Below are 22,299 nucleotides of genomic sequence, written 5' to 3'. Positions count from 1 at the left end.
GGCTTATGCCCGGCTTGTTGTTTTAGGGATATATCATGACCATTCTGGTAACAGGGGGAGCCGGTTATATCGGCTCCCATACACTGGTGGAGTTGCTGGGTTCGGGGCGGCAGGTGCTGGTGCTGGACAACTTGTGCAACGCTTCGGTTGAGTCGTTGCGCCGGGTAGAACTTATCACCGGTCGGAGCGTGAACTTTGTCCGGGGGGACGTGCGTGATGCCGCCTTGCTGGACAAGCTGTTTACCAAGCATGCCATCGAGGCGGTGGTACACTTTGCCGGTCTTAAAGCGGTTGGCGAGAGTGTGCAAAGACCGCTGGAATATTACGACAACAATGTAAACGGCACCCTGGTGCTGGCCAATGCCATGCGCAAGGCCGGGGTGTTCCGGCTGGTGTTCAGTTCCTCCGCCACCGTGTACGGTGCAGATGCCCCCGTTCCCTATGTGGAAACCATGCCGAGGGGGCACACCAGCAACCCTTATGGTACCTCCAAGGCCATTGTGGAGCAGTTGCTGACGGATTTGTCGGTGGCCGACCCGCGTTGGTGCGTTGCCCTGCTGCGTTATTTCAACCCGGTGGGGGCGCATGAGTCGGGGCTGATTGGGGAAGATCCGTTCGGCATTCCCAACAACCTCATGCCTTTTATCGCCCAAGTGGCGGTGGGCCGGCGGGAGCGGTTGTCGGTGTTTGGCAATGATTACCCCACGGCCGATGGCACCTGCGAGCGGGATTATCTGCATGTGGTGGATTTGGCAACAGGCCACGTCAAGGCGCTGGATTTTCTGGCCGGCAATACGGGTGTGCATCCGTTTAACCTGGGCACCGGGCGGGCGGTGTCGGTGCTGCAAATGGTGCGTGCCTTTGAGCAGGCTTGCGGAAACCCCATTCCCTTTGAGTTTGCGCCGCGCCGGCCCGGCGATTTGCCGGCATTTTGGGCCGATGCCACCAAGGCACGAGAAGAGCTGTGTTGGGTGGCCGAGCGTGATTTGGCGAGGATGATGGCGGATACCTGGCGTTGGCAGAAACAGAATCCGCAAGGGTACCGATGAGTTTGTTCCGCGCCGACTGTAGCAACGTGCTGGGTTCAAGCGGATCGGTGGTGCCCTTGTTCAAAAAACAAATCCGCGCCGGCGGCCCCATTACCCTTACCCACCAGGAGATCACCCGCTACTTTATGACCATTCCCGAGGCCGCCCAGCTGGTGATCCAGGCCGGTGCCATGGGCCGGGGAGGGGATGTCTTTGTGCTGGACATGGGCGAGCCGGTCAGGATCATCGACCTGGCCCGTAAAATGGTCCGCCTGATGGGCTACGAGGTAAAAGACAAACAAAACCCCGATGGAGATATCGAAATCAGGGTTACCGGTTTGCGCCCGGGAGAGAAATTGTACGAAGAACTGTTGATCGGGGCCGATGAACAGCCTACCCTGCACCCGCGCATTCGCGCCGCCCGCGAGGTACATTTGCCCTGGCCGGAAGTGGCCAGGCTGTTGGATGAACTGGAGCAGGCCTGCGAGGATTATAACCAAGAGAAAATCCGTGAGCTGATGTTACAGGCACCAACGGCCTTTACCCCCCAGGATGGTATTTGTGATCTGGTGTGGAATGAACTGCTTGTGGATGAAAAAAAGGTAGTAAATGAATAGGTTGCAGCTATGCGGGAGTGTTAATGGAACGCTGGATTAATAACAACAAGTTAACGTCATGGATGGTGTTTTTGTCACTGGCACTGCTGCTGGCAACGCCGGGCGTGTCGGTGGCGGCCTTTGCCATTTTGCTGTTGGTAGGGGTACTTTTCATGTTCAGGGTGAAGAACAAGCCTGAGCTGACATTTACGGATAAACTGCTTATCGTGACCCTGCTGTTTATCTTTTTGACGGTGCTGCCTCCCTTTGTATCGGATGGTTTTCGTGGCCGTTATCTCGATCTTACCCTGCGCTACCTGTTGGCCATTCCGGTGCTGTTGCTGCTGCTTAACACCCCGCCAAAAGCCGGATGGTTGTTTGGCGGGGCCAATGTTGGCGCGGTTGGAGCCTTGTTGTTGGCCCTTTATCAATATTTCTACCTGGGCATGTCGAGAGTAGATGGATTTTTATACAGCATTAATTTCGGTTACCTGGCCTGTGCCCTGGCGTTTTTATGCCTGCCCGGTATCTGGTTTTTTGATAACAACCTGAAACGAGCTTTTTCTTTGGTTGGCTTTGTCAGCGCCCTCATCGCCATGCTTCTCACCGGCACCAAAGGGGCCTATATTGCCGTGCCCCCCTTGCTTGCGATAATGTTGTTTATTTACCGAAAGGAAATTGGTGGAAAACTGCTGTTAGCCTGTTTGGCGGCGACTGTATCTCTTCCGGTTGCAAGTTATGTGGCCATACCCCAGGTAGAGCAACGTTTTCATGTTTTGATCAGCGATATTGTGAACTATGAAAGTGCCAACCAAGAAGCGGCCTATACTTCCGCCGGTTTGCGGCTGGAGCTTTGGAAAGCAGCTATTTCCGCCTTTAAGCAAAGCCCGGTTTACGGGCTGAACTACAACCAAAGGGAAGCGCTAAACGCCGATCTGGTGGAAGAAGGTATTGTTATACCCCAGGTGCTGACTGTGTCGCGCGGGCATGCGCATAGCGAATATTTCGAAGCGCTGGCCGGGCGTGGTGCTCTGGGGTTAATGGCCTTGCTGATGCTGTTTTTGGTGCCCGGTGTTATATTCTTGCGCAAGGCCGTGCAAAGCGAGGGACAAACCAAGGCGCTGGCGGTGACCGGCGTGGCCTTTGTGGGAGGCTTTATGATTTACGGTATCAGCGAGGCGCCCTTGCAAGGCAATGTGATGTCCAGCTGCTATGCGCTGACCGTGGTGGCCATTTATGCCATGCTGCGCCGGCCTGAGGAAAGTGGTATCACCGCCGGCGAGCGGGTGCCATAGTTCTGGCTGTGGCGCGAATCTTAAACAAACGGGGGAGCTTTGGCTCCCCCATTTGTTTTTGGGCCGATGAGGCGCGGACGGCTCGCCCGCAAGGGTGCTGCTCTTTGGCTCGGGTTCCCGCTGCGCGGGAATGCAGGCGGGCCGCCTGCGCTCCAATACACCTCACACCTCACACCTCACACCTCACACCTCACACCTCACACCTCACACCTCACGCTTCCCCGCTTATTGGTTTATATTTAGCCTCAATTGGTTCTAATTCACGGGAGGCGCTATGGTCCAGGTGCTGCACCACGGGGCGGTGAAGGGGGTGACCGGCTCTTGCCACGAGCTGCGGGTGGATGATGCCGGCATTCTTATCGACTGTGGCCTGTTCCAGGGGGCGGAGGCCGGGGCTAGCCCGGCCATCGACTTCGACATCGGCCATATCCGGGCGCTGGTGGTCACCCATGTGCATATCGATCACGTCGGGCGTCTGCCCTATTTGCTGGGCTCCGGCTTCACGGGGCCCATTTACTGTTCCCAACCTTCGGCCCTGCTGTTGCCGGCCATGCTGGAGGATGCCCTCGGTATCGGCTTTACCCGCGACAAGGCGCTGGTGCGGCGGGTACTGGCCTTGCTGGAGTCGCGTCTGGTGCCCTTGCCCTATGGCCAGTGGCAGCCGGTGCCCGATTGTGCGGTGCGGATACGGTTGCAGCGGGCCGGCCATATCCTGGGTTCGGCCTATGTGGAGTGCGAGGCCTGGCACAAGCGGGTGGTGTTCAGCGGCGACCTGGGGGCGCCCCATTCTCCCTTGCTGGTGGCGCCAAGGCCGCCGGAGGCCTGTGATTTGCTGGTGCTGGAAAGCACCTATGGCGACAAGAATCACGAAAGCCGGCAACACCGCCGGCTGCGGCTGAAAGAGGCCATAGAGCACGCCCTGGCCGATGGCGGCACCCTGCTGATCCCGGCCTTCAGCCTGGGCCGCACCCAGGATATTTTGTATGAACTAGAAAGCCTTATCGCCGAATTCGGCACCGAGGCGGCCGCGCCCGACTTGCCCTGGAACCAGTTGGAGGTGGTGGTGGACTCGCCCCTGGCGGCCAACTTCACTGCCCTTTACCGCCAGCTCAAGCCGTTCTGGAACGCCGAGGCCCAGGCCCTGCTGGCCGATGGCCGGCATCCGCTTTCCTTCGAGCAGTTGACGGTGGTCAACAGCCACCGGGATCATCTCAACGCCGTGGGCTACCTGGCGCGTTCGCGCCGGCCCTGCGTGGTGCTGGCGGGCTCGGGCATGTGCGCCGGCGGGCGGGTGGTGAATTACCTCAAGGCGCTGCTGAACGAGGCCCGCAACGACATCCTGTTTGTGGGCTACCAGGCCGAGGGCACGCCGGGGCGCGCCATTTTGGACTACGGCCCCAAGGGCGGCTGGGTGGAGCTGGACGGGGAGCGTTATGACATCAAAGCCCAAGTGCACCAAGTCAGCGGTTACTCGGCCCATGCCGGCCAGCAGGATTTGCTGGATTTTGTGGCGGGGATAGCGCCGCCGCCGGGGGAAATCCGACTGATCCACGGGGAGGGGAAGGCCAAGGCGGTGCTGAAGCAAAGGCTGGAGGCGATGCTGCCGGCGACCCGGGTGGTCATTGGGCGCTAGTCGGGGGTGCCGCTGCGCGGCAATGCAGGCGGGCCGCCTGCGCTCCGGGGGTGGCGAGCCCTCCAAGCCGGGGTGTTGCACGGGTCGGTGGGGCGCGGGCGGCCCGCCCGCAAGGGGTGTTGCAGTTTAGTTGAGGGGTTGCCGCTGCGCGGCAATGCAGGCGGGCCGCCTGCGCTCCAGGGGTGGCTACCCCTCTAAAGCCGGGGTGTTGCACGGGTCGATGGGGCGCGGGCGGCTCGCCCGCAAGGGGTGTTGCACTTTAGTTGAGGGGTTGCCGCTGCGCGGCAATGCAGGCGGGCCGCCTGCGCTCCAGGGGTGGCGTACCCCTCTAAAGCCTGGGTGTTGCAGGAGCCGGTGGGGCGCGGGCGACCCGCCCGCAAGGGGTGTTGCACGTGTCGGTGGGGCGCGGGCGGCCCGCCCGCAGCAGAGAATCGCCGGCATTGCCGGGGAAAACTGCTTACTCCTCTCCTGTGCAAGCGGCAGGGAGGCTGCTGAAAATTTTTATCGCATAGCCAACATTTTTTCCGCAAAGGTAGATTAAGGCAATTTTTTTTGCGCATCTGGTACATTTCTTTGGCGGGATCTGCTGGTGCTGGAAGGCACCTACGGCGACAAGAACCACGAAAGCCGGGGTGTTGCACGGGCCGATGGGGCGCGGGCGGCTCGCCCGCAAGGGGTGTTGCAGTTTAGTTGAGGGGTTGCCGCTGCGCGGCAATGCAGGCGGGCCGCCTGCGCTCCAGGGGTGGCGTACCCCTCTAAAGCCGGGGTGTTGCACGGGTCGGTGGGGCGCGGGCGGCTCGCCCGCAAGGGGTGTTGCAGTTTAGTTGAGGGGTTGCCGCTGCGCGGCAATGCAGGCGGGCCGCCTGCGCTCCAAGGGTGGCTACCCCTCCAAAGCTGGGGTGTTGCACGGGCCGGTGGGGCGCGGGCGGCCCGCCCGCAGGGGGTGTTGCACTTTAGTTCAGGAGTTGCCGCTGCGCGGCAATGCAGGCGGGCCGCCTGCGCTCCAAAGTGAATGCAGGCGGGCTGCCTGCGCTCCAAAGTGAAGCAGGCAGGGTGCCTGCACTCCTACTACTATGGAACTGTGCAATTGTTAAAAGTGTGCCCGCGAGGTAACGGATGTAGGGGACGCAGCCCGGGCGCATGCCGCCGCCCGCTCAGGATGAAGGAGTCTGCGTGACTTTGCCCATATTGGCCAGGATGGTGGAATTTTACCGGCGCAATCCGCTGTCGCTGCGGCTGGTGGCGGCCATTCTGGCCGTCAGCACCCTGTTCGCCACCCTGGCGGTGGGGGTCCAGCTTTATACCGATTATCGCCGGGACATCACCAGCCTTGGCCTGCGCCTGTCGGACGCCGAACGCACCTTTGTGCCCGGGCTGGTCGACAGCCTCTGGCTGATGGACGAGCAGCGCATCCGCCTGGGGCTCGACTCCATCGTCACGCTGCCCTATGTTTCCTACGCCACCCTGCGCACCGCCGAGGGCCGGCTCTATACCAGCGGCAGGGCCACCAACAGGGGCCACGAGTCCAGCCACCTTTATGTGTTGCGCCACCAGGATGACAAGCAGCAGCAGTGGGTGCTGGGCGAGCTGACGCTGCTGGTGGACAAGGAAGAGATCTTCGCCAGCCTGTGGCAAAAGCTGTGGGTGGTGCTGGCCAGCCAGGCCGCCAAGACCATGGGGGTGACCCTGGTCATCCTGCTGCTGCTGCATTTTTCCCTGTCGCGTCATCTCGCGGCGCTGGCGGACGTGGCCGAGCGGCTCAACCTGAACCGGCTGACCCAGCTTGTCCGCCTGGATCGCCGCCGCGGCCACCACCCCGACGAACTGGACCGCCTGGCGGATGCCATGAACGGCATGCAGCAGCGGCTCCAGCGGGAGGTGGCCGAACTCGAGCGCGTCCACGCCCTCAACCGCCGGCTGTCGGCGGCGGTGGCCGCCAGCCCCGCCGCCATGATCATCATGAACGAGCAGGGGAGCGCGGAATACGTCAATCCCGCCCTGTGTCGCCTGCTGGAGCTGCCGGAGGCACGCTGCCTGGAGCTGGACTGGCCCACCCTGCTGGAAAACCGCCTTTCCCAGGGCATGCTGTCCTCCCGGCCCGCCGGCTGGCTGCTCGACAAGGTGCGCCAGGAAAGCTGGCAGGGCGAGCTGCTGTGGCGCACCGAGTCGGGCCGGCCCCGCTGGCTGCTGGCCCACCTTTCGTTGTGCCGGGCTACCCCGGACGAGGCGGGCCATGTGCTGCTGGTGATGGAGGATATCACCGGGCTCAAGGAGTTTGAGCACCAGCTGAGCTACCAGCGCCGCTACGATCACCTTACCAACCTGCCCAACCGGGTGATGGCCATGGAACGGCTGGAGCAGATGCTGCTGCAGTCGGTGCAGGAGGGTGGCCACCTGGCGGTGATGGTGATTGCAGTGCCCGCCTACAAGGAGGTGACCGAGAGCCTGGGCATAGCCTATGGCGACGCCCTGCTCCAGGAGTGTACCCAGTCCCTTAACGCCGCCCTGGGCGAGGCCTGCTTCAGGGCACGCACCGGTGACGACGAATTCCTCTGTGCCCTGCGCTTCGGCCAGTCCGCCGAGCCGGTGGAAGCCTGCCTGCAGCAGATAAAAAAGGCCCTGTCCCGTTCCGTCCGGCTGGACAACCTGCCGGTTACGCCGGGGGTGGCCGTGGGCGTTGCCGTGTATCCCAACGACGGCAACCAGCCCGAGCGGCTGTACAGCCGGGCGCTGTCGGCGCAACAGCGGGCCCGGAGCCAGAAGGAGCCGGTGCAGTTTTTCGAGCCCGAAATGCAGGCCGCCTCTTACCGCTCGCTGCATATCGCCACCGCCCTCAAGCACGCCGTGGAGGCGGGGGAACTGCGGCTGTTTTACCAGCCCATCGTGGATCCGCGCACGGGCGACTACGAAGGGGTGGAGGCGCTGGTGCGCTGGCAGAACGCGGAGCTGGGCTGGGTGTCGCCGCTGGATTTTATCGATATCGCCGAAAATACCGGGGAGATCGTGGCCATTGGCCAGTATATCCTGCGGGAGGCCTGCCGCCAGGCCCGCCAGTGGCAGCTGCAGGGGCGCAATATCCGGGTGTCGGTGAATGTCTCCCCGGTGCAGTTCGGCGAGCCGGACTTCGTCGCCTCGGTGGCCAACTGCCTGAAGGAAACCGGGCTGGATGCGGATTGCCTGAAACTGGAGATCACCGAGCGGCTGCTGTTCGCCAGTTCGGAAGCGGCACAGCAAAAGTGCAGGCAACTGGCGGATATGGGCATACGCCTGGCCATGGATGATTTCGGCACCGGTTATTCCTCGCTCAGCTACCTGCGCGACCTGCCGTTCGACATCGTCAAGATCGATCAGAGCTTTGTCCGCCACATGACCCGCAACAGCCGGGACAAGGCCCTGGTAAGGGGCATTATCGATCTGGCCCACCAGCTGGGGATGAGCGTGGTCGCGGAAGGGGTGGAGGATCATGTGCAGCTGGAGTTGCTGACCCGCTTCGGCTGTGATCTGATGCAGGGCTATTACTTCAGCAAGCCGGTGCCGCCGGAGCAGCTGTTCAGCAAAGAGGAGAGCTCCTCGTGCTCCGGTTAGCCGCTTGCCTGTTGTTGCTGGTGGCCACCGGGCTGCCGGCCGTGGAGATCACCCACCGGCCGGCGGAAAGCCGCCAGGATCAGCGGGTGAACTACTTTATCGCCCTGCTCGATCTGGCGCTGGAAAAGACCCGCGAAGACTACGGGCCGGCGCGCAGCAGGCCCTATCACGAGCCCCTGTCCCAGGCCCGGGCCTTCGAGATGGTGGCGCAGGGGCAGCTCGACCTGGTGTGGAGCATGGCCAGCCAGGAGCGGATGAACAAGGCCAGGGCCGTGCCGGTGCCCCTGCTCAGGGGGCTGCTGGGTTACCGGGTGCTGCTGGCACACCCGAGCCAGGCCGAACGGCTCGGGCGTGTGCGTTCCCTGGCGGATCTGTCGGGGCTGACCGCCATCCAGGGGGCGGGCTGGCCGGACGTTGCCGTGCTGCGGGCCAATGGACTCGGGGTGATCACCTCGGCGGATTACGACGGCATGTTCAACATGGTCATGGGGCGTCGGGTGGACTACTTTCCCCGCAGCGTGGCCGAGGTGTGGCCGGAGCTGCAGCGCCATTCCGCCCTTGCCCTCCGGCTGGAGCCCTCCCTGGCCCTGTATTATCCGGCCCCCATCTACTTCTTTGTACACCCCGACAACACCGCGCTGGCACAGCGCCTGGAGGCGGGACTGATGCGGGCGGTGGAGGACGGATCTTTCGGGCAACTGTTTATGGCGCAGGAGGAACACCGCCAGGCCCTGGACTTTATCGGCAATCCCGGACTGCGGTTGTTGCGGTTGGACAATCCGCTGATGCCGGACTTTGTTCCCCCCCAGGATCCGCGCCTGTGGCTGGAGCCCTGAAGGGGAGGTGGTATTACCTGGGGCGCAGGCGGTTCGCCTGCATTGTCTGGGGCGCAGGCGGTCCGCCTGCATTGTTTGGGGCGCAGGCGGCCCGCCTGCATGTCTGGAGCGCAGGCGGCCCGCCTGCATTGTGTGGGGCGCAGGCGGCTCGCCTGCATTGTTTGGGGCGCAGGCGGCTCGCCTGCATGTCTGGAATGCAGGCGGCCCGCCTGCATGTCTGGGGCGCAGGCGGCCCGCCTGCATGTCTGGAGCGCAGGCGGCTCGCCTGCATTCCCGCGCAGCGGGAAACCCGAAAAGAACAAAGCCCGGCATAAGCCGGGCTTTGTCGTATCAGGACTCCAGATCGCCGCAGAAGCGGTAACCTTCGCCATGGATGGTGGCGATGATCTCGGGCGTGTCCGGCACCGACTCAAAGTGCTTGCGAATGCGGCGGATGGTCACGTCCACGGTGCGGTCGTGGGGTTTGAGCTCGCGGCCGGTCATCTTCTTCAGCAGCTCGGCGCGGCTCTGGATCTGGCCCGGGTTCTCGCAAAAGTGCACCATGGCGCGGAATTCGCTGCGGGGCAGCTTGAACACTTCCTCGCTGGGGCTGATCAGGGCGCGGCTGTTGATGTCCAGGGTCCAGCCGTTGAAGCGGTAGGCTTCCACCTGTTTTTCTTCTTCCTGGGCCTCGGGGGCCTGCATGGTGCGACCCAGCAGGTTGCGGGCGCGGATGGTCAGCTCGCGGGGGTTGAACGGCTTGGTGATGTAGTCGTCGGCGCCGATTTCCAGGCCCAGGATCTTGTCGACCTCGTTGTCGCGACCGGTCAGGAACATCAGCGCCAGGTTGTGTTGCTCGCGCAGCTCGCGGGCCAGCAGCAGGCCGTTTTTGCCGGGCAGGTTGATGTCCATGATCACCAGGTTGATCTTGTTGCCGGACAGGGCCTGGTACATTTCGTCGCCGTCGGTGGCTTCAAGCACCACGTAGCCTTCGGCCTCGAAGATGCCCTTGAGGGTGTTGCGTGTGACCAGTTCGTCTTCAACGATAAGAATGTGAGGTGTCTGCATGAGCGTACCTGTTTTTAGATGTAAAGATAATTCAGTGCCAACAGCCGCCGGAGCCAAGCAGGCGCTACTCAGGAAAATAGTGTAACTAAATTACGCTATCTACCACTAAATGCATAGTGTGTTAGCCCGGTGATACTGTTTTTTTAAGCCGTTTTTACTTGCATCCCATGCAGTTACTGCTTCATGCCCAAAAAATAAGTGGACGGGACGAACAGAGGTCCATTACATAAAGTTGTCTTATTTTAACAGTTAACAGGGGCATAACAACAGTCTGCGGCCAATAATGTTAAATAGTTTTATGGCCCCTCTTGATCCAGGTCAAGGGCGGATTTAACAAAAATCGTGGAATGTTATACAACTGTCCCACTGTTTAAGGCATTGATACGGCAGCTTTGGTCTCAGGCCTGAGGCCGGGGCCTGTCGCCCACAAGGAGGAACGAATGCTGGATTTACTGCCCGATTTATGTGACGAGCACGCCGACAAGGTCAGGGTGCTGGACCCCCTGTTCCGGGACTTTGGCGGCGAGCGGATTTTCTGGGGCCAGGTGGTCACGGTGCGCTGCTACGAAGACAACTCCCGGGTGCGGGAGCTGGTGGCCACCCCGGGCACCGGCAAGGTGCTGGTGGTGGACGGCGGCGCCATGGTGCGCCGGGCGTTGCTTGGCGATCAACTGGCGGAAAAGGCGTTGGAAAACGGCTGGGAGGGCATCGTCATCAACGGCGCCATCCGCGATGCCGGCGCCATCGGCACCATGGCGCTGGGCGTCAAGGCCCTGGCCAGCTGCCCGATGAAAACCGAAAAGCGCGGCCTGGGGGATGTGGATGTGCCCGTGACCTTTGCCGGCGTCACCATCTACCCCGGCGACTACCTCTACGCCGATATCAACGGCATCCTGGTAGCCCGCGAACCCTTGAGCCACCCGCAGCTGTAAACCACAAAGCCCCACGGCTTTTTTGGAGCGCGGCCGGCCCGCAAGGTTTTTTTGGAGCGCGGGCGGCCCGCAAGGCTTTTTTGGAGCGCGGGCGGCCCGCCCGCATGGGGGTACGCCTGTGGTTGAGGCATGGCTTGCCAGGCCGCAGGTTCCCGCTGCGCGGGAATGCAGGCGAGCCGCCTGCGCTCCGGGGTTGGTGCTCGCTTTTAGACCGCAGGATGACGCTGTTTGGGGCGCGGGCGGCCCGCCCGCATGGTTTTTTTGGAGCACGGGCGGCCCGCCCGCATGGGGATACGCCTGTGGTTGAGGCATGGCTTGCCAGGCCGCAGGTTCCCGCTGCGCGGGAATGCAGGCGAGCCGCCTGCGCTCCGGGGGGTGGCGCTCGCTTTTAGACCGCAGGATGGCGCTGTTTGGGGCGCGGGCGGCCCGCCCGCATGGGGGATACGCCTGTGGTTAAGGCATGGCTTTCAACGCCGCAGGTTCCCGCTGCGCTCCTGTTGTAGGGTCGACTTCAGTCGACCAAACCACGGCGCCGGTGGTGGAAAGGTCCACTGAAGTGGACCCAAGTTAGGAATACCGGCGGCCCGCCTGCGCTCCAACAAAAAAGCCGGTCGCAAGACCGGCGTCAAAAGGAGCCGTCCCTGCCCTTGATGGCCGGCTCGGGTACTTCGCGGCCGTGGCCGTTATTCCTTTGCCTGCACCAGGGTCAGGATGTCGTAGCTGGCCACCAGTTGGTCGCGCTGGTTCTTGACCTTGATGTCCCACACCACCACGCCCTGGGGCAGATCGTCCGGGGTGCGCCTGGGCTTGCGGGTTTTCTGCTTGCAGGTCAGCTCCACCTGTATGGTGTCGCCTATCTTCACCGGCTCGATAAAGCGCAGCCCTTCCATGCCGTAGTTGGCGATCACCGGGCCCGGTGCCGCGTCCACGAACAGGCCGGCGGCGGCGGACACCACAAAGTAGCCGTGGGCCACCCGCTCGCCGAACAGGGATTCGGCGGCGGCAATCTTGTCCATGTGGGCATAGAAGTGATCCCCGCTCAGGCAGCCGAAGTTGACGATGTCGGCCTCGGTCACGGTGCGGCGGGCGGTCAGCAGGCGCTCGCCCACGGCCAGCTCCTCGAAGTATTTGCGGAAGGGGTGCACTCTGTCTTCCACCACCGGCGCGCCCGTGGTCCAGCTGTGGCTCAACTGGGTCATGGCACCAGGGGAGGACTGCACCGCGGTGCGCTGCATATAGTGCTTCACCGCCCGCAGGCCGCCCATCTCCTCGCCGCCGCCGGCCCGGCCCGGGCCGCCGTGCACCAGGTGGGGCAGGGGCGAGCCGTGGCCGGTGCTCTCCTCGGCGCTGACGGGGTCGAGCAGGTGCAGTCGGCCGTGCCAGGCGCCCAGTTGTGCCACCAGGGCGGACACATTTTGGCCGGCGTTGAACACCACCGAGGCGACCAGGCTGCCTTCGCCCAGGGCCACCAGTGCCAGCAACTCTTCCTCACTGTCGTAGGGCAGCAGGGTGCACACCGGGCCGAAGGCCTCGGTCTGGTGCACCAGCGGGCTTTCCTTGGGCTGGTCGCACCGCAGCAGGGTAGGCGGATAGAAGGCGCCGGCCTCGGGGGCCTCGGCGTCCACCGCAAAGGGCTGCTGGTGGCCGCCGCACAGGATGCGGGCCTGGCTCGCCAACTGCTCCACCTTGTCGCGCACGTCCGCCAGCTGGCGCTGGCTGGCCAGGGGGCCCATGGTCACGCCTTCCCGCGCCGGATCGCCCAGCACCACCTTGCCGAGTTTGGCGAGCAGGGCGTCCTGCACCCCGGGCAGCAGGGCCCGCGGCACGAAGGCGCGGCGGATGGCGGTGCACTTCTGGCCGGCCTTGGTGGTCATCTCCCGCACCACCTCGCGCACGAACAGGGCCTGGGTGGCATCGTCGGCGCCTTCTACCAGTATGGCGCTGTTGACCGAGTCCGCCTCCATGGTGAAGGGGATGGAACAGCGGTTGAAGCGGGCAGTGGCGCGCAGCTGCTGGCCGGTGTGGGCCGAGCCGGTAAAGGTGACCACGTCCTGGGGGCCCAACTGGTCGAACAGATCGTTGACCCCGCCGCAGATAATCTGCAGGGCGCCCTCGGGCAGCAGGCCGGACGCCAGCGCGCATTTCACCACCGCCTGGGTGAGCTGGGCGCCGTCGGTGGCCGGCTTGACGATGGCCGGCATGCCCGCCAGCAGGGTGGGGGCCAGCTTTTCCAGCATGCCCCACACCGGGAAGTTGAAGGCGTTGATGTGCACCGCCACCCCCGGCTTGGGGGTCAGCATGTGGCGGGCGCCGAAGCCACCCCGGCGCGACAGGGGGATCCAGTCGTCTTCCAGCAGGATGCGCTCGTCGCTCAGCTCGCGCCGCACCAGGCTGGAATAGGTGAACAGGGTGGCGAAGCCGCCCTCGATGTCGATCCAGCCGTCCTTGCGGGTGGCGCCGGTGGCGGCGGACAGGGCATAGAATTCCTCCTTGTGCTCCGCCAGGTGGCTGGCCAGGGTCTTCAGCATATGGGCCCGCTGATGGAAGCTCATGGCCGCCAGCGACTTGCCGCCCTGCTTGGCCCAGGCCACCATGGCGGCCATGTCCAGCCCCTGGCTGGTCACCTCATACAACGGGGCGCCGGTGACCGCGTGGCGCACCAGGCGTCCTTCGCCTTCTCCCTCCAGCCAGCGGCCGGCCACATAGCTCTGCAGTTTTTCCATCACTCCTCCCTCGGATACGACACCAAAAAATCACTGAACACATGAATTGTGTTACATAATTTGTTGTCATTTTTGTGCCTTGTCAATGCTGATTGCCGCCTGATTATCGATTGATTCAAGGTGTCATTCTCTTATCTGTTTGAAAATAAAGGGTTTGCTGGAATTATTAAATGATTCACTAAAAAATATATTGAAATATTTTTCGTGTCACATTAAGTTTTCACCATGTTTTTGAAATGTTGCACGCCATGGTGCAGGAGGTTGAGTGATGGAAAACGCCGAACAGCTCGCACGGTTTGAGCAGGCCGTACGCGACGAAGTGAACATAGAGCCCAAGGACTGGATGCCGGAGGCCTACCGCCGGACCCTGATCCGCCAGATTGGCCAGCACGCCCACTCCGAAGTGGTGGGCATGCTGCCGGAAGGCAACTGGATCACCCGCGCACCCAGCCTGCGCCGCAAGGCGGTGCTGCTGGCCAAGGTGCAGGACGAGGCGGGCCACGCCCTTTATCTGTACAGCGCCGCCGAAACCCTGGGCGCGGACAGGGACGAGATGATGGAAAAGCTGAACAACGGCAAGATGAAGTACTCCTCCATCTTCAACTATCCCACCCTGGGCTGGGCCGACATTCCCGCCATTGGCTGGTTAGTGGACGGCGCCGCCATCGTCAACCAGGTGGCCCTGTGCCGCACCTCCTACGGGCCCTACGCCCGGGCCATGGTGCGCATCTGCAAGGAAGAGAGCTTTCACCAGCGGCAGGGCTTCGAGGCCATGATGGCCCTGGCCAACGGCAGCGAGGAGCAAAAACGCATGGCCCAGGATGCGGTAAACCGCTTCTGGTGGCCGGCACTGATGATGTTCGGCCCCTCCGACGCCGACTCGCCCCATTCCGCCCAGAGCCTGGCCTGGAAGATCAAGCGCTTCGGCAACGACGAGCTGCGCCAGAAATTCGTGGACAACACGGTTCCCCAGGTGCACGCCCTGGGCCTGACGGTGCCGGACCCGGATCTGAAATGGAACGAGGAAACCGGCCACTACGAGTTTGGCGAGATCGACTGGGACGAGTTTTACGCCGTGATTGCCGGCCAGGGGCCCTGCAACCACGAGCGCCTGGCCGCCCGCAGCAAGGCCTGGGAAGAGGGCCGCTGGGTGCGCGAAGCCGCCAGCGCCTATGCCGCCCGCCGCCGGCACGCGGCCTGATGAACAAGCAAGGAGAGCAAGCAATGAACAAGCAATGGTCTTTGTACGAAGTCTTTATCCGCAGCAAGCAGGGCCTGCACCACCGCCATGTGGGCAGCCTGCGCGCCGCCGACGATGAAATGGCCCTGGAGCACGCCCGGGACGCCTACACCCGCCGCAAGGAAGGGGTGAGCATCTGGGTGGTGAAGTCCGAGCTGATCACCGCCAGCCAGCCCGAGGAAAAGGGCGCCTTCTTCGAGCCGGCGGAAGACAAGGTGTATCGCCACCCGACCTTCTACCAGATCCCCGACGGCATCGAGCACATGTAGGAGGCGGTATGGACAAGGCACACAAAGACGCGCTTTTCACTTATCTGCTGCGCCTGGGTGACAGCCAGCTGGTGCTGTCGCACCGGCTGTCCCAGTGGTGCGGCCACGCTCCCGAGTTGGAGCTGGACATCGCCCTGGCCAACATCGGCCTGGATATCCTGGGCCAGGCCCGCACCCTGCTGACCATGGCGGGCGAGCTGGAAGGCCAGGGGCGGGACGAAGACCGGCTCGCCTTTTTCCGGGACGAGCGGGAGTTCTGCAACCTGCTGCTGTGCGAGCAGCCCAACGGCGACTTCGCCCGGACCCTGATGCGCCAGTGGTGGCTTGATAACTACCACCAGCTGCTGTTTTCCGCCCTTACCCAGTCGGGGTATGCGCCCCTGGCCGCCTTCGCTGCCAAGTCGCTGAAGGAGGTGAACTATCACCTGCGCTTTTCCAGCGGCTGGATCCAGCGGCTCGGCCTCGGCACCGAGGAGAGCCACCAACGCACCCAGGCCGCCCTGGACGAGCTGTGGCGCTTTACCGGCGAGCTGTTCGCCACCGACGAGGTGGAAGCGACGCTGGTGGCGGCGGGCATCCTGCCCGGGTTGGACGAGCTGGCCGGCCAGTGGCGGGCACGTATCGAGGCAGGCTGCCGCCAGGCCGAACTGACCTTGCCGGCCCAGGCGCCCTATCGCCAGGGTGGCCGTCAGGGCCTGCACACCGAACACCTGGGCTACCTGCTGGCGGAGATGCAGTCGCTGCCGCGCAGCCTTCCGAACGTGAGCTGGTAAGGAGAAACAAGGTGCAGATCGCCGATCATCGCATTCCCCGCTGCTGGGAGCTGCTGAAAACCGTGTCCGACCCGGAGATCCCGGTGCTGTCGGTGACCGATCTCGGGATGATCCGCGGGGTGGCACTGGCCGACGACGGCGCCCTGGTGGTGCGTTTTACCCCCACCTACAGCGGCTGCCCGGCCACCGACGTGCTGGAGGCCGACATACTGGCGGCCCTCGGCCGGGGCGGGCTGGGGCCGGCCCGGGTGGAGCTGGACCTGTCCGAGGCCTGGACCACCGACTGGATGAGCGCCGAGGGCAAGCACAAGCTGCGCCGGTACGGCATAGCGCCGCCCCAGGGGCCGGCCTGCGGCCAGCACCTTATTCCCCAGGACGGGGTGCCCTGCCCGCAATGCGGCAGCCCCCATACCCGGCTGGTGAGCGAGTTCGGCTCCACCGCCTGCAAGGCCCAGTACCAGTGTCGCGACTGCCTGGAGCCGTTCGATTACTTCAAGTGCATCTAGCCAAGCCGCACAGGGAGCAGAGTATGAATCAGTTTTATTCGCTACGGGTCAAGTCCGTACAGGAGCAGACCCAGGACGCCATCGCCATCGCCTTCGAACTGGAGGGCGACAACAAGGAGCGGTTCCGCTTCAAGCCGGGCCAGCACCTCACCCTGCGTTATCAGGATCAGGGGGAAGAGCTGCGCCGCTGCTACTCCATCTGCAGCCGCCAGGGCGAGGAGGAGCTCACCATCGCCGTCAAGCGGGTGCCCGGCGGCCGTTTTTCCAACTGGGTCAACGACAACCTCAAGGCGGGAGATGCGCTGGAGGTGATGCCGCCCCAGGGCGTGTTCTTTCAGCAGGCGGAAAAGCTGGGCGGCGAAAGCTACCTGGGCTTTGCCGCCGGCAGCGGCATCACGCCCCTGTTGTCCATCGTCAAGGCGGTGCTGGCCGAGCGGCCCGACAGCCGTTTCACCCTGGTGTACGGCAACCGCAGCTGGCGCCAGACCATGTTCGCCGAGGCGCTGGCGGATCTGAAGGACCGTTACCCCAACCGTTTTCAGCTGATCTGCCTGTTCAGCCGGGAGCAGGGCGAGAGCGACATCCTCAACGGCCGGCTCGACGCCGAGCGGATCCAGTCCCTGTTTGCCAGCCGGCTGCTGTCCGATGAGTACGACCACTGCTTTGCCTGCGGTCCCGAGGAGATGATGCAGGCGGTGGAGCAGGTGTTGCCCGAGCAGGGCCTGGCCCGGGAGCGCATTCATACCGAGCGCTTCAACTCGGGCGCGCCGCGCGCCATCAGCGCCGAGCAGCGCGCCGCCCGCAGCCAGGGCGAAGTCAGCCTGGTGCTGGACGGCCGCGAGTTCCGGGTGGAGGTGAGCGCCGAGGACGACAGCATTCTCGACGCCGCCCTGCGCGCCGGGGCCGATCTGCCCTATGCCTGCAAGGGCGGGGTTTGCGCCACCTGCAAATGCCGGGTGCTGGAAGGCGAGGTGGACATGGCCCTCAACTACAGCCTGGAAGAAGACGAGGTGGCCAGGGGCTATGTGCTGAGCTGCCAGGCCCGGCCCCGGAGCGGTGCGGTACGCATCAGCTTCGATGACTGAGCCAGGGGGGAGGAGAGGATGACGGAGCGGGATATTCTGAGCCGGTTGGGGGACGACGGGGTCTTGACCCTCAGCCTCAACCGGCCCGAGCGGCGCAACGCCCTGCGCAACCAGAGCCTGCGCGAGCTGGGCGATGCCCTGGCCGGGGCCGCCAGTGACGAGCGGGTGCGCGCCGTGGTGCTGCGCGGCGAGGGCCGCGGCTTTGCCGCCGGGGCCGACCTGGAGGAGATGCGCCACCTGGACGCGGTGGCCCTGCAGCAGGACGAGCGGCCGGCCCTGTGGGCGCGCATCGAGGCCTTTCCCAAGCCGCTGATCGCGGCGGTAAACGGCTTCGCCCTGGGCGCCGGGCTGGAGCTGGTGCTGCACTGCGACCTGGTGGTGGCGGGGGAGGGGGCCCAGCTCGGGCTGCCCGAGATCACCCTCGGCATCATGCCCGGTGCCGGCGGCACCCAGCGGCTGACCCGCCAGCTTGGCCAGCAGACCGCCATGCGCATGGTGCTTACCGGCGAGCCGATCAGCGCCGAGCGCGGCCATGAGCTTGGCCTGGTGAGCCGGGTCTGTCCGCCGGCCCTGACCGACGAATACGCCCACCAGCTGGCCCGGCGCATCGCCGCCCAGGCGCCGCTGGCGGTACGGGCCGCCAAGGCCGCCGTGCGGGCCTGCCAGGAAACCAGCCTGAGCCAGGGCCTGCGCCAGGAGCGCCAGGCCTTTGTCTGGCTGGCCGCCACCGACGATCGCAACGAAGGCATCAACGCCTTTCTGGAAAAACGCGCACCGCACTACCGGGGGAAATAATGGAATACCAGCATATCGAATGTTACAGGGAAGGCGCCGTGGGCGTGCTTGCACTCAACCGTCCGGCCCAGCTCAACAGCTTCAACGAACGCATGCACCAGGAAGTGGCCGAGGTGCTGAAAGCCTGGGAGCAGGACGCCGAGGTGCGCGCCATCCTGCTCACCGGCCGTGGCCGGGGCTTTTGCGCCGGCCAGGATCTGGGCGATCGGGCCGTGGCCCCGGGCGGCGAGGCGCCGGATCTGGGCCTGTCCATCGAGCGTTACTACAACCCCCTGATCCGCCGCCTGACCAGCCTGCCCAAGCCGGTGGTGTGCGCGGTGAACGGCGTGGCCGCCGGCGCCGGCGCCAACATTGCCCTGGCCTGCGACATCGTGCTGGCGGCGCGCAGCGCCTCCTTTATCCAGGCCTTCTGCCGGCTGGGCCTGGTGCCCGACTCGGGCGGCACCTGGCTGCTGCCCCGGCTGGTGGGCCGCGCCCGGGCCATGGGCCTGGCCCTGCTGGGCGACAAACTCGGCGCCGAGCAGGCGCTGGCCATGGGCCTTGTCTGGCGGGTGGTGGACGACGAGCAGCTGGACAGCGAGGCCATGCAACTGGCCCAGCACCTGGCCCGCCAGCCCACCTATGGCCTGGGGCTGATCAAGAAGGCCATCCACCAGGCGGAGAGCAACAGCCTGGAGCAGCAACTGGAGCTGGAGAGGGATCTGCAACGCCTGGCCGGCCGCAGTGAAGACTACCGGGAAGGGGTGGATGCCTTCCTGAACAAGCGCACGCCCGAATACAAGGGGCGCTAACATGAGCAACCGCATCAACATTCAACAGGTGGCGGTGATCGGCGCCGGCACCATGGGCCTGGGCATCGCCCAGGTGGCGGCCCAGGCCGGGCACGAAGTGCGCCTTTACGACGCCCACCCGGCCCAGACCGCCCGCGCCCTGGACGATTTTGCCAGCCGCCTGGCCGACCGGGTGGCCCGTGGCAAGCTGAGCGAGCAGGATGCCGCTGCGCTGAGGGCCCGGCTTACTCCTGCTGCCAGCCTGAACGAGCTGGCCGATGCCGACCTGGTGATCGAAGCCATCGTCGAGCGGCTGGACATCAAGCAACAGCTCTTTGCCGAGCTGGAAGGGATCTGCGGCGAGCGGTGCATACTGGCCTCCAACACCTCGTCCATTTCCATCACCGCCATCGGTGCCGCCCTGGCGCGGCCCGAGCGGCTGGCAGGGTTGCATTTCTTCAACCCGGCGCCGGTGATGAAGCTGGTGGAGGTGATCTCCGGCCTGGCCACGGCGGCGGCGGTGCGCGACACCCTGCTGGCGCTGGCCCGGGACTGGGGCAAGGTGGCGGTCCATGCCAGCTCCACCCCCGGTTTTATCGTCAACCGCATCGCCCGGCCCTATTACGGCGAAACCCTGCGCGCCCTGCAGGAAGGGGTGGCGGAGCCCCAGGTTCTGGACGCCCTGATGCGCAGCGCCGGTTTTCCCATGGGCGCCTGCGAGCTGACCGATCTGATCGGCCAGGACGTGAACTTTGCGGTGAGCGCCAGCGTCTACCGGGCCTTCTTCGACGAGCCCCGCTACCGGCCCTCGCTGGTGCAGCAGGCGCTGGTGGAGGCCGGCCGCCTGGGGCGCAAGTCCGGCCGGGGCTTCTACCGCTACCAGGGCGGCCAGCCGGAGGTGCCGGCCCTGCCCAGCCCCGCCGGCCGGGCGCCGGAGCGGGTGATAGTGCGCGGCGATTGGTCCGGGCTCAGGGGCGTCGAGGCCCTGCTGGCCCGTTATCCGGGCACCATTGAGCGCGAAAACGGCGCGCCCGCCCTGTTGATCGACGGGGTCTGCGTCGAGCTGACCAACGGCCAGAGCGCCGCCCTGCGCCACCCGGGCCGGGCCGCCATGGCCCTGGACTGGGTCGAGGATTACGAGCAGGCCCCCTGCTTGGCCCTGGGGGTGTCGGCCTGCTGCACACCGGAGCAGGTGGCCGCCGTGACCGGCTTTTTCCAGGCCCTGGGCAAGCAGGTGCTGCTGCTCTCGGATCACCCGGGCCTGCTGGTGCTGCGCACCCTGGCCACCCTGGTCAACGAGGCCGCCGAGGCCTGTTTGCACGGGGTGGCCAGCCCGGAAGACATCGACCTGGCCATGCGTTATGGCGTGAATTACCCCAAGGGGCCGGTGGCCTGGGGGGCGGAAATCGGCTACCGCCGGCTGCTGGCCCTGCTTGAACAACTGCACGCCCTGTACGGCGAGGACAAATACCGCCCATCGCTCACCTTGCGGCACTGGGCGGCCATGGAGGAAGCCCATGACTGAACGGATGGAAGAGGATCTGGCCCGGCGCTGCGCCGAGGCCATGTTTGCCAACGACGCCTGTAGCCAGCACCTGGGGTTGGAAATCGAGAGTGTCACCGTCGGTGCCGCCGTGATGACCATGCGGGTGCAGCCGTGGATGCTCAACGGCCATGGCAGCATCCAGGGCGGCATACTGTTCACCTTCGCCGACGCGGCCTTCGCCTTCGCCTGCAACGGCTACAACCGGGTGACCATAGGGCAGGGTTGCAGCATCGATTACCTCAAACCCGCCTTCGCCGGCGAGTGTTTGCGGGCCCGGGCCGAGGAGCGGCACCGGGGCGGGCGCACCGGCACCTACGACGTGCAGCTGGAAAATGAGGCGGGAGAGGTGCTGGCGCTGTTCCGGGGCCGCTCCTACCAGGTAAAGGGAACCATTTTAAAGGAAGAACACCATGACTGATGCCTATCTGTGCGACATGGCGCGTACCCCGGTGGGCCGCTACGGCGGCGCCCTGAGCGGGGTGCGGGCCGACGATCTGGCCGCCATTCCCCTGCGCCGGCTGATGGAAAACCATCCCCAGCTGCCCTGGGAGCGGGTGGACGAGGTGATACTGGGCTGCGCCAACCAGGCCGGCGAGGACAACCGCAACGTGGCGCGCATGGCGGCCCTGCTGGCGGGGCTGCCCGTCACGGTGCCGGGCACCACCGTCAACCGGCTGTGCGGCTCGGGGCTGGACGCCCTGGGCTTCGGCGCCCGCAGCATCAAGGCCGGCGAGGCCCATCTGGTGCTGGCCGGCGGGGTCGAGTCCATGTCCCGGGCGCCCTTCGTGATGGGCAAGGCCGAGAGCGTCTTTTCCCGCCAGGCGGAGCTCTTCGACACCACCATCGGCTGGCGCTTTATCAATCCGCTGATGAAAAGCCAGTACGGCAGCGACTCCATGCCGGAAACCGCCGAAAATGTGGCCGAACGCTATGGCATCAGCCGTCACGATCAGGATACATTTGCGCTACAAAGCCAGCGGCGCACCGAGCGGGCCCGCCAGAGCGGCATGCTGGCCCGGGGCATGGTGCCGGTGCTGGTGCCGGGGCGCAAGGGCCAGGTCACCGAGGTGAGCGCCGACGAGCACCCCAGGCCCGAGACCACCCTGGCGGATCTTTCCCGGCTGCCGACCCCTTTCCGGGCGAACGGCACCGTTACCGCCGGCAACGCCTCGGGGGTGAACGACGGTGCCGCCTGCGCTCTGCTGGCCAGTGGCCAGGCGGTGCGCCAGTACGGCCTGGTGCCTCAGGCCCGCATCCTGGCCATGGCCAGCGCGGGGGTGGAGCCCCGCTACATGGGCATAGGGCCGGTGCCGGCGGTGCGCGCCGTGCTGGAAAAGGCCGGTCTTAATCTTGAGCAGATGGACGTGATCGAACTGAACGAGGCCTTCGCCGCCCAGGCCCTGGCGGTGCTGCGCGAACTGGGGCTGCCGGGCGATGCCGCGCACGTCAACCCCAACGGCGGCGCCATCGCCCTCGGCCATCCGCTCGGCATGAGCGGGGTGCGCCTGGTGATGGCGGCGGTGAATGAACTGAAACGCACCGGCGGTCGTTACGGCCTGTGCACCATGTGCGTGGGCGTGGGTCAGGGTGTGGCCCTGATCGTCGAGAACCTCGCGTAACCAGCCAAAGGGAGGAGGCTA

At 64.9% G+C, this 22,299-nt stretch carries 18 protein-coding genes and 1 pseudogene; 17 read left to right on the top strand and 2 right to left on the bottom strand.

The genetic code is table 11. The annotated features are described in order from the left end of the window. The first annotated feature begins 35 nt into the window (after positions 1-35). From galE to AN401_RS12845, 6 genes and pseudogenes are all read left to right on the top strand, one after another. Positions 36-1,049 (top strand): UDP-glucose 4-epimerase GalE, encoded by a 1,014-nt coding sequence (gene galE / locus AN401_RS12870; RefSeq protein WP_096779587.1) that lies wholly within the window; start codon positions 36-38, stop codon positions 1,047-1,049. 23 nt (positions 1,050-1,072) lie between these two features. Continuing rightward, positions 1,073-1,645, top strand: a pseudogene (locus AN401_RS12865) (polysaccharide biosynthesis protein); the annotation flags it as partial. Between the two features lie 23 nt (positions 1,646-1,668). After that, positions 1,669-2,919: an O-antigen ligase family protein gene (locus tag AN401_RS12860; protein WP_096779586.1), complete on the top strand. Its 1,251-nt coding sequence runs from the start codon at positions 1,669-1,671 to the stop codon at positions 2,917-2,919. A gap of 274 nt (positions 2,920-3,193) precedes the next feature. Next, on the top strand, positions 3,194-4,552 hold the full coding sequence (locus AN401_RS12855; RefSeq protein ID WP_096779585.1) for an MBL fold metallo-hydrolase RNA specificity domain-containing protein: 1,359 nt from the start codon (positions 3,194-3,196) through the stop codon (positions 4,550-4,552). Between the two features lie 1,173 nt (positions 4,553-5,725). Further along, a complete protein-coding gene (locus AN401_RS12850) occupies positions 5,726-8,137 on the top strand; it encodes a bifunctional diguanylate cyclase/phosphodiesterase (RefSeq protein ID WP_198401737.1) in 2,412 nt (803 codons plus the stop codon). Next, positions 8,125-8,973, top strand: coding sequence for a substrate-binding periplasmic protein (locus AN401_RS12845; protein WP_157772270.1), 849 nt, complete (start codon positions 8,125-8,127; stop codon positions 8,971-8,973). The genes AN401_RS12850 and AN401_RS12845 overlap by 13 nt, the downstream gene beginning before the upstream one ends. A 330-nt stretch (positions 8,974-9,303) precedes the next feature. Here AN401_RS12845 and arcA read toward each other — a convergent pair whose 3' ends face one another. Beyond that, on the bottom strand, positions 9,304-10,020 hold the full coding sequence (gene arcA, locus AN401_RS12840) for a two-component system response regulator ArcA (RefSeq protein ID WP_094040388.1): 717 nt from the start codon (positions 10,018-10,020) through the stop codon (positions 9,304-9,306). Positions 10,021-10,460: 440 nt separating this feature from the next. Between arcA and AN401_RS12835 the strand changes: the two genes are divergently transcribed. Beyond that, complete coding sequence (locus AN401_RS12835; protein ID WP_094040389.1) at positions 10,461-10,952, top strand: putative 4-hydroxy-4-methyl-2-oxoglutarate aldolase; 492 nt, start codon at positions 10,461-10,463, stop codon at positions 10,950-10,952. A gap of 683 nt (positions 10,953-11,635) precedes the next feature. On the opposite strand, the gene paaZ is transcribed toward AN401_RS12835, so the two are convergent. Next, positions 11,636-13,675: a phenylacetic acid degradation bifunctional protein PaaZ gene (gene paaZ, locus AN401_RS12830; RefSeq protein WP_096779582.1), complete on the bottom strand. Its 2,040-nt coding sequence runs from the start codon at positions 13,673-13,675 to the stop codon at positions 11,636-11,638. Between the two features lie 268 nt (positions 13,676-13,943). On the opposite strand from paaZ, the gene paaA reads away from it, so the two are divergent. The 10 genes from paaA to pcaF are packed head-to-tail and all read left to right on the top strand — an operon-like array spanning position 13,944 to position 22,278. Then, positions 13,944-14,876, top strand: a complete 933-nt coding sequence (gene paaA, locus AN401_RS12825) for a 1,2-phenylacetyl-CoA epoxidase subunit PaaA (RefSeq protein ID WP_094040391.1) — start codon at positions 13,944-13,946, stop codon at positions 14,874-14,876. Positions 14,877-14,899: 23 nt separating this feature from the next. Next, complete coding sequence (paaB, locus tag AN401_RS12820; RefSeq protein ID WP_094040392.1) at positions 14,900-15,184, top strand: 1,2-phenylacetyl-CoA epoxidase subunit PaaB; 285 nt, start codon at positions 14,900-14,902, stop codon at positions 15,182-15,184. A gap of 8 nt (positions 15,185-15,192) precedes the next feature. Then, positions 15,193-15,957 (top strand): 1,2-phenylacetyl-CoA epoxidase subunit PaaC, encoded by a 765-nt coding sequence (gene paaC / locus AN401_RS12815; RefSeq protein ID WP_094040393.1) that lies wholly within the window; start codon positions 15,193-15,195, stop codon positions 15,955-15,957. A gap of 11 nt (positions 15,958-15,968) precedes the next feature. Continuing rightward, positions 15,969-16,463, top strand: coding sequence for a 1,2-phenylacetyl-CoA epoxidase subunit PaaD (paaD, locus tag AN401_RS12810; RefSeq protein WP_096779581.1), 495 nt, complete (start codon positions 15,969-15,971; stop codon positions 16,461-16,463). Between the two features lie 23 nt (positions 16,464-16,486). After that, a complete protein-coding gene (paaE, locus tag AN401_RS12805; protein ID WP_096779580.1) occupies positions 16,487-17,548 on the top strand; it encodes a 1,2-phenylacetyl-CoA epoxidase subunit PaaE in 1,062 nt (353 codons plus the stop codon). 18 nt (positions 17,549-17,566) lie between these two features. Next, positions 17,567-18,343, top strand: coding sequence for an enoyl-CoA hydratase-related protein (locus tag AN401_RS12800; RefSeq protein ID WP_096779579.1), 777 nt, complete (start codon positions 17,567-17,569; stop codon positions 18,341-18,343). After that, positions 18,343-19,134 (top strand): 2-(1,2-epoxy-1,2-dihydrophenyl)acetyl-CoA isomerase PaaG, encoded by a 792-nt coding sequence (gene paaG, locus AN401_RS12795; protein WP_096779578.1) that lies wholly within the window; start codon positions 18,343-18,345, stop codon positions 19,132-19,134. Before AN401_RS12800 ends, paaG begins: the two co-directional genes overlap by 1 nt. A gap of 1 nt (position 19,135) precedes the next feature. After that, on the top strand, positions 19,136-20,638 hold the full coding sequence (locus AN401_RS12790; protein WP_096779577.1) for a 3-hydroxyacyl-CoA dehydrogenase: 1,503 nt from the start codon (positions 19,136-19,138) through the stop codon (positions 20,636-20,638). After that, positions 20,631-21,077: a hydroxyphenylacetyl-CoA thioesterase PaaI gene (paaI, locus tag AN401_RS12785; protein WP_096779576.1), complete on the top strand. Its 447-nt coding sequence runs from the start codon at positions 20,631-20,633 to the stop codon at positions 21,075-21,077. Before AN401_RS12790 ends, paaI begins: the two co-directional genes overlap by 8 nt. Continuing rightward, positions 21,070-22,278, top strand: coding sequence for a 3-oxoadipyl-CoA thiolase (gene pcaF, locus AN401_RS12780; RefSeq protein WP_096779575.1), 1,209 nt, complete (start codon positions 21,070-21,072; stop codon positions 22,276-22,278). Before paaI ends, pcaF begins: the two co-directional genes overlap by 8 nt. Positions 22,279-22,299 lie beyond the last annotated feature (21 nt).

It is taken from the genome of Zobellella denitrificans (assembly GCF_002407485.1).
Lineage (GTDB): Bacteria > Pseudomonadota > Gammaproteobacteria > Enterobacterales > Aeromonadaceae > Oceanimonas > Oceanimonas denitrificans.
This window is presented reverse-complemented; position numbering and strand designations above follow the sequence as displayed.

Bases quoted from the DNA above. Each gene is read 5' to 3' on its own strand.
- galE (WP_096779587.1), top strand. From the start codon at position 36: ATGACCATTCTGGTAACAGGGGGAGCCGGTTATATCGGCTCCCATACA.
- AN401_RS12860 (WP_096779586.1), top strand. From the start codon at position 1,669: ATGGAACGCTGGATTAATAACAACAAGTTAACGTCATGGATGGTGTTT.
- AN401_RS12855 (WP_096779585.1), top strand. From the start codon at position 3,194: ATGGTCCAGGTGCTGCACCACGGGGCGGTGAAGGGGGTGACCGGCTCT.
- arcA (WP_094040388.1), bottom strand. From the start codon at position 10,020: ATGCAGACACCTCACATTCTTATCGTTGAAGACGAACTGGTCACACGC.
- AN401_RS12835 (WP_094040389.1), top strand. From the start codon at position 10,461: ATGCTGGATTTACTGCCCGATTTATGTGACGAGCACGCCGACAAGGTC.
- paaZ (WP_096779582.1), bottom strand. From the start codon at position 13,675: ATGGAAAAACTGCAGAGCTATGTGGCCGGCCGCTGGCTGGAGGGAGAA.
- paaA (WP_094040391.1), top strand. From the start codon at position 13,944: ATGGAAAACGCCGAACAGCTCGCACGGTTTGAGCAGGCCGTACGCGAC.
- paaB (WP_094040392.1), top strand. From the start codon at position 14,900: ATGAACAAGCAATGGTCTTTGTACGAAGTCTTTATCCGCAGCAAGCAG.
- paaC (WP_094040393.1), top strand. From the start codon at position 15,193: ATGGACAAGGCACACAAAGACGCGCTTTTCACTTATCTGCTGCGCCTG.
- paaE (WP_096779580.1), top strand. From the start codon at position 16,487: ATGAATCAGTTTTATTCGCTACGGGTCAAGTCCGTACAGGAGCAGACC.
- AN401_RS12800 (WP_096779579.1), top strand. From the start codon at position 17,567: ATGACGGAGCGGGATATTCTGAGCCGGTTGGGGGACGACGGGGTCTTG.
- paaG (WP_096779578.1), top strand. From the start codon at position 18,343: ATGGAATACCAGCATATCGAATGTTACAGGGAAGGCGCCGTGGGCGTG.
- AN401_RS12790 (WP_096779577.1), top strand. From the start codon at position 19,136: ATGAGCAACCGCATCAACATTCAACAGGTGGCGGTGATCGGCGCCGGC.
- paaI (WP_096779576.1), top strand. From the start codon at position 20,631: ATGACTGAACGGATGGAAGAGGATCTGGCCCGGCGCTGCGCCGAGGCC.
- pcaF (WP_096779575.1), top strand. From the start codon at position 21,070: ATGACTGATGCCTATCTGTGCGACATGGCGCGTACCCCGGTGGGCCGC.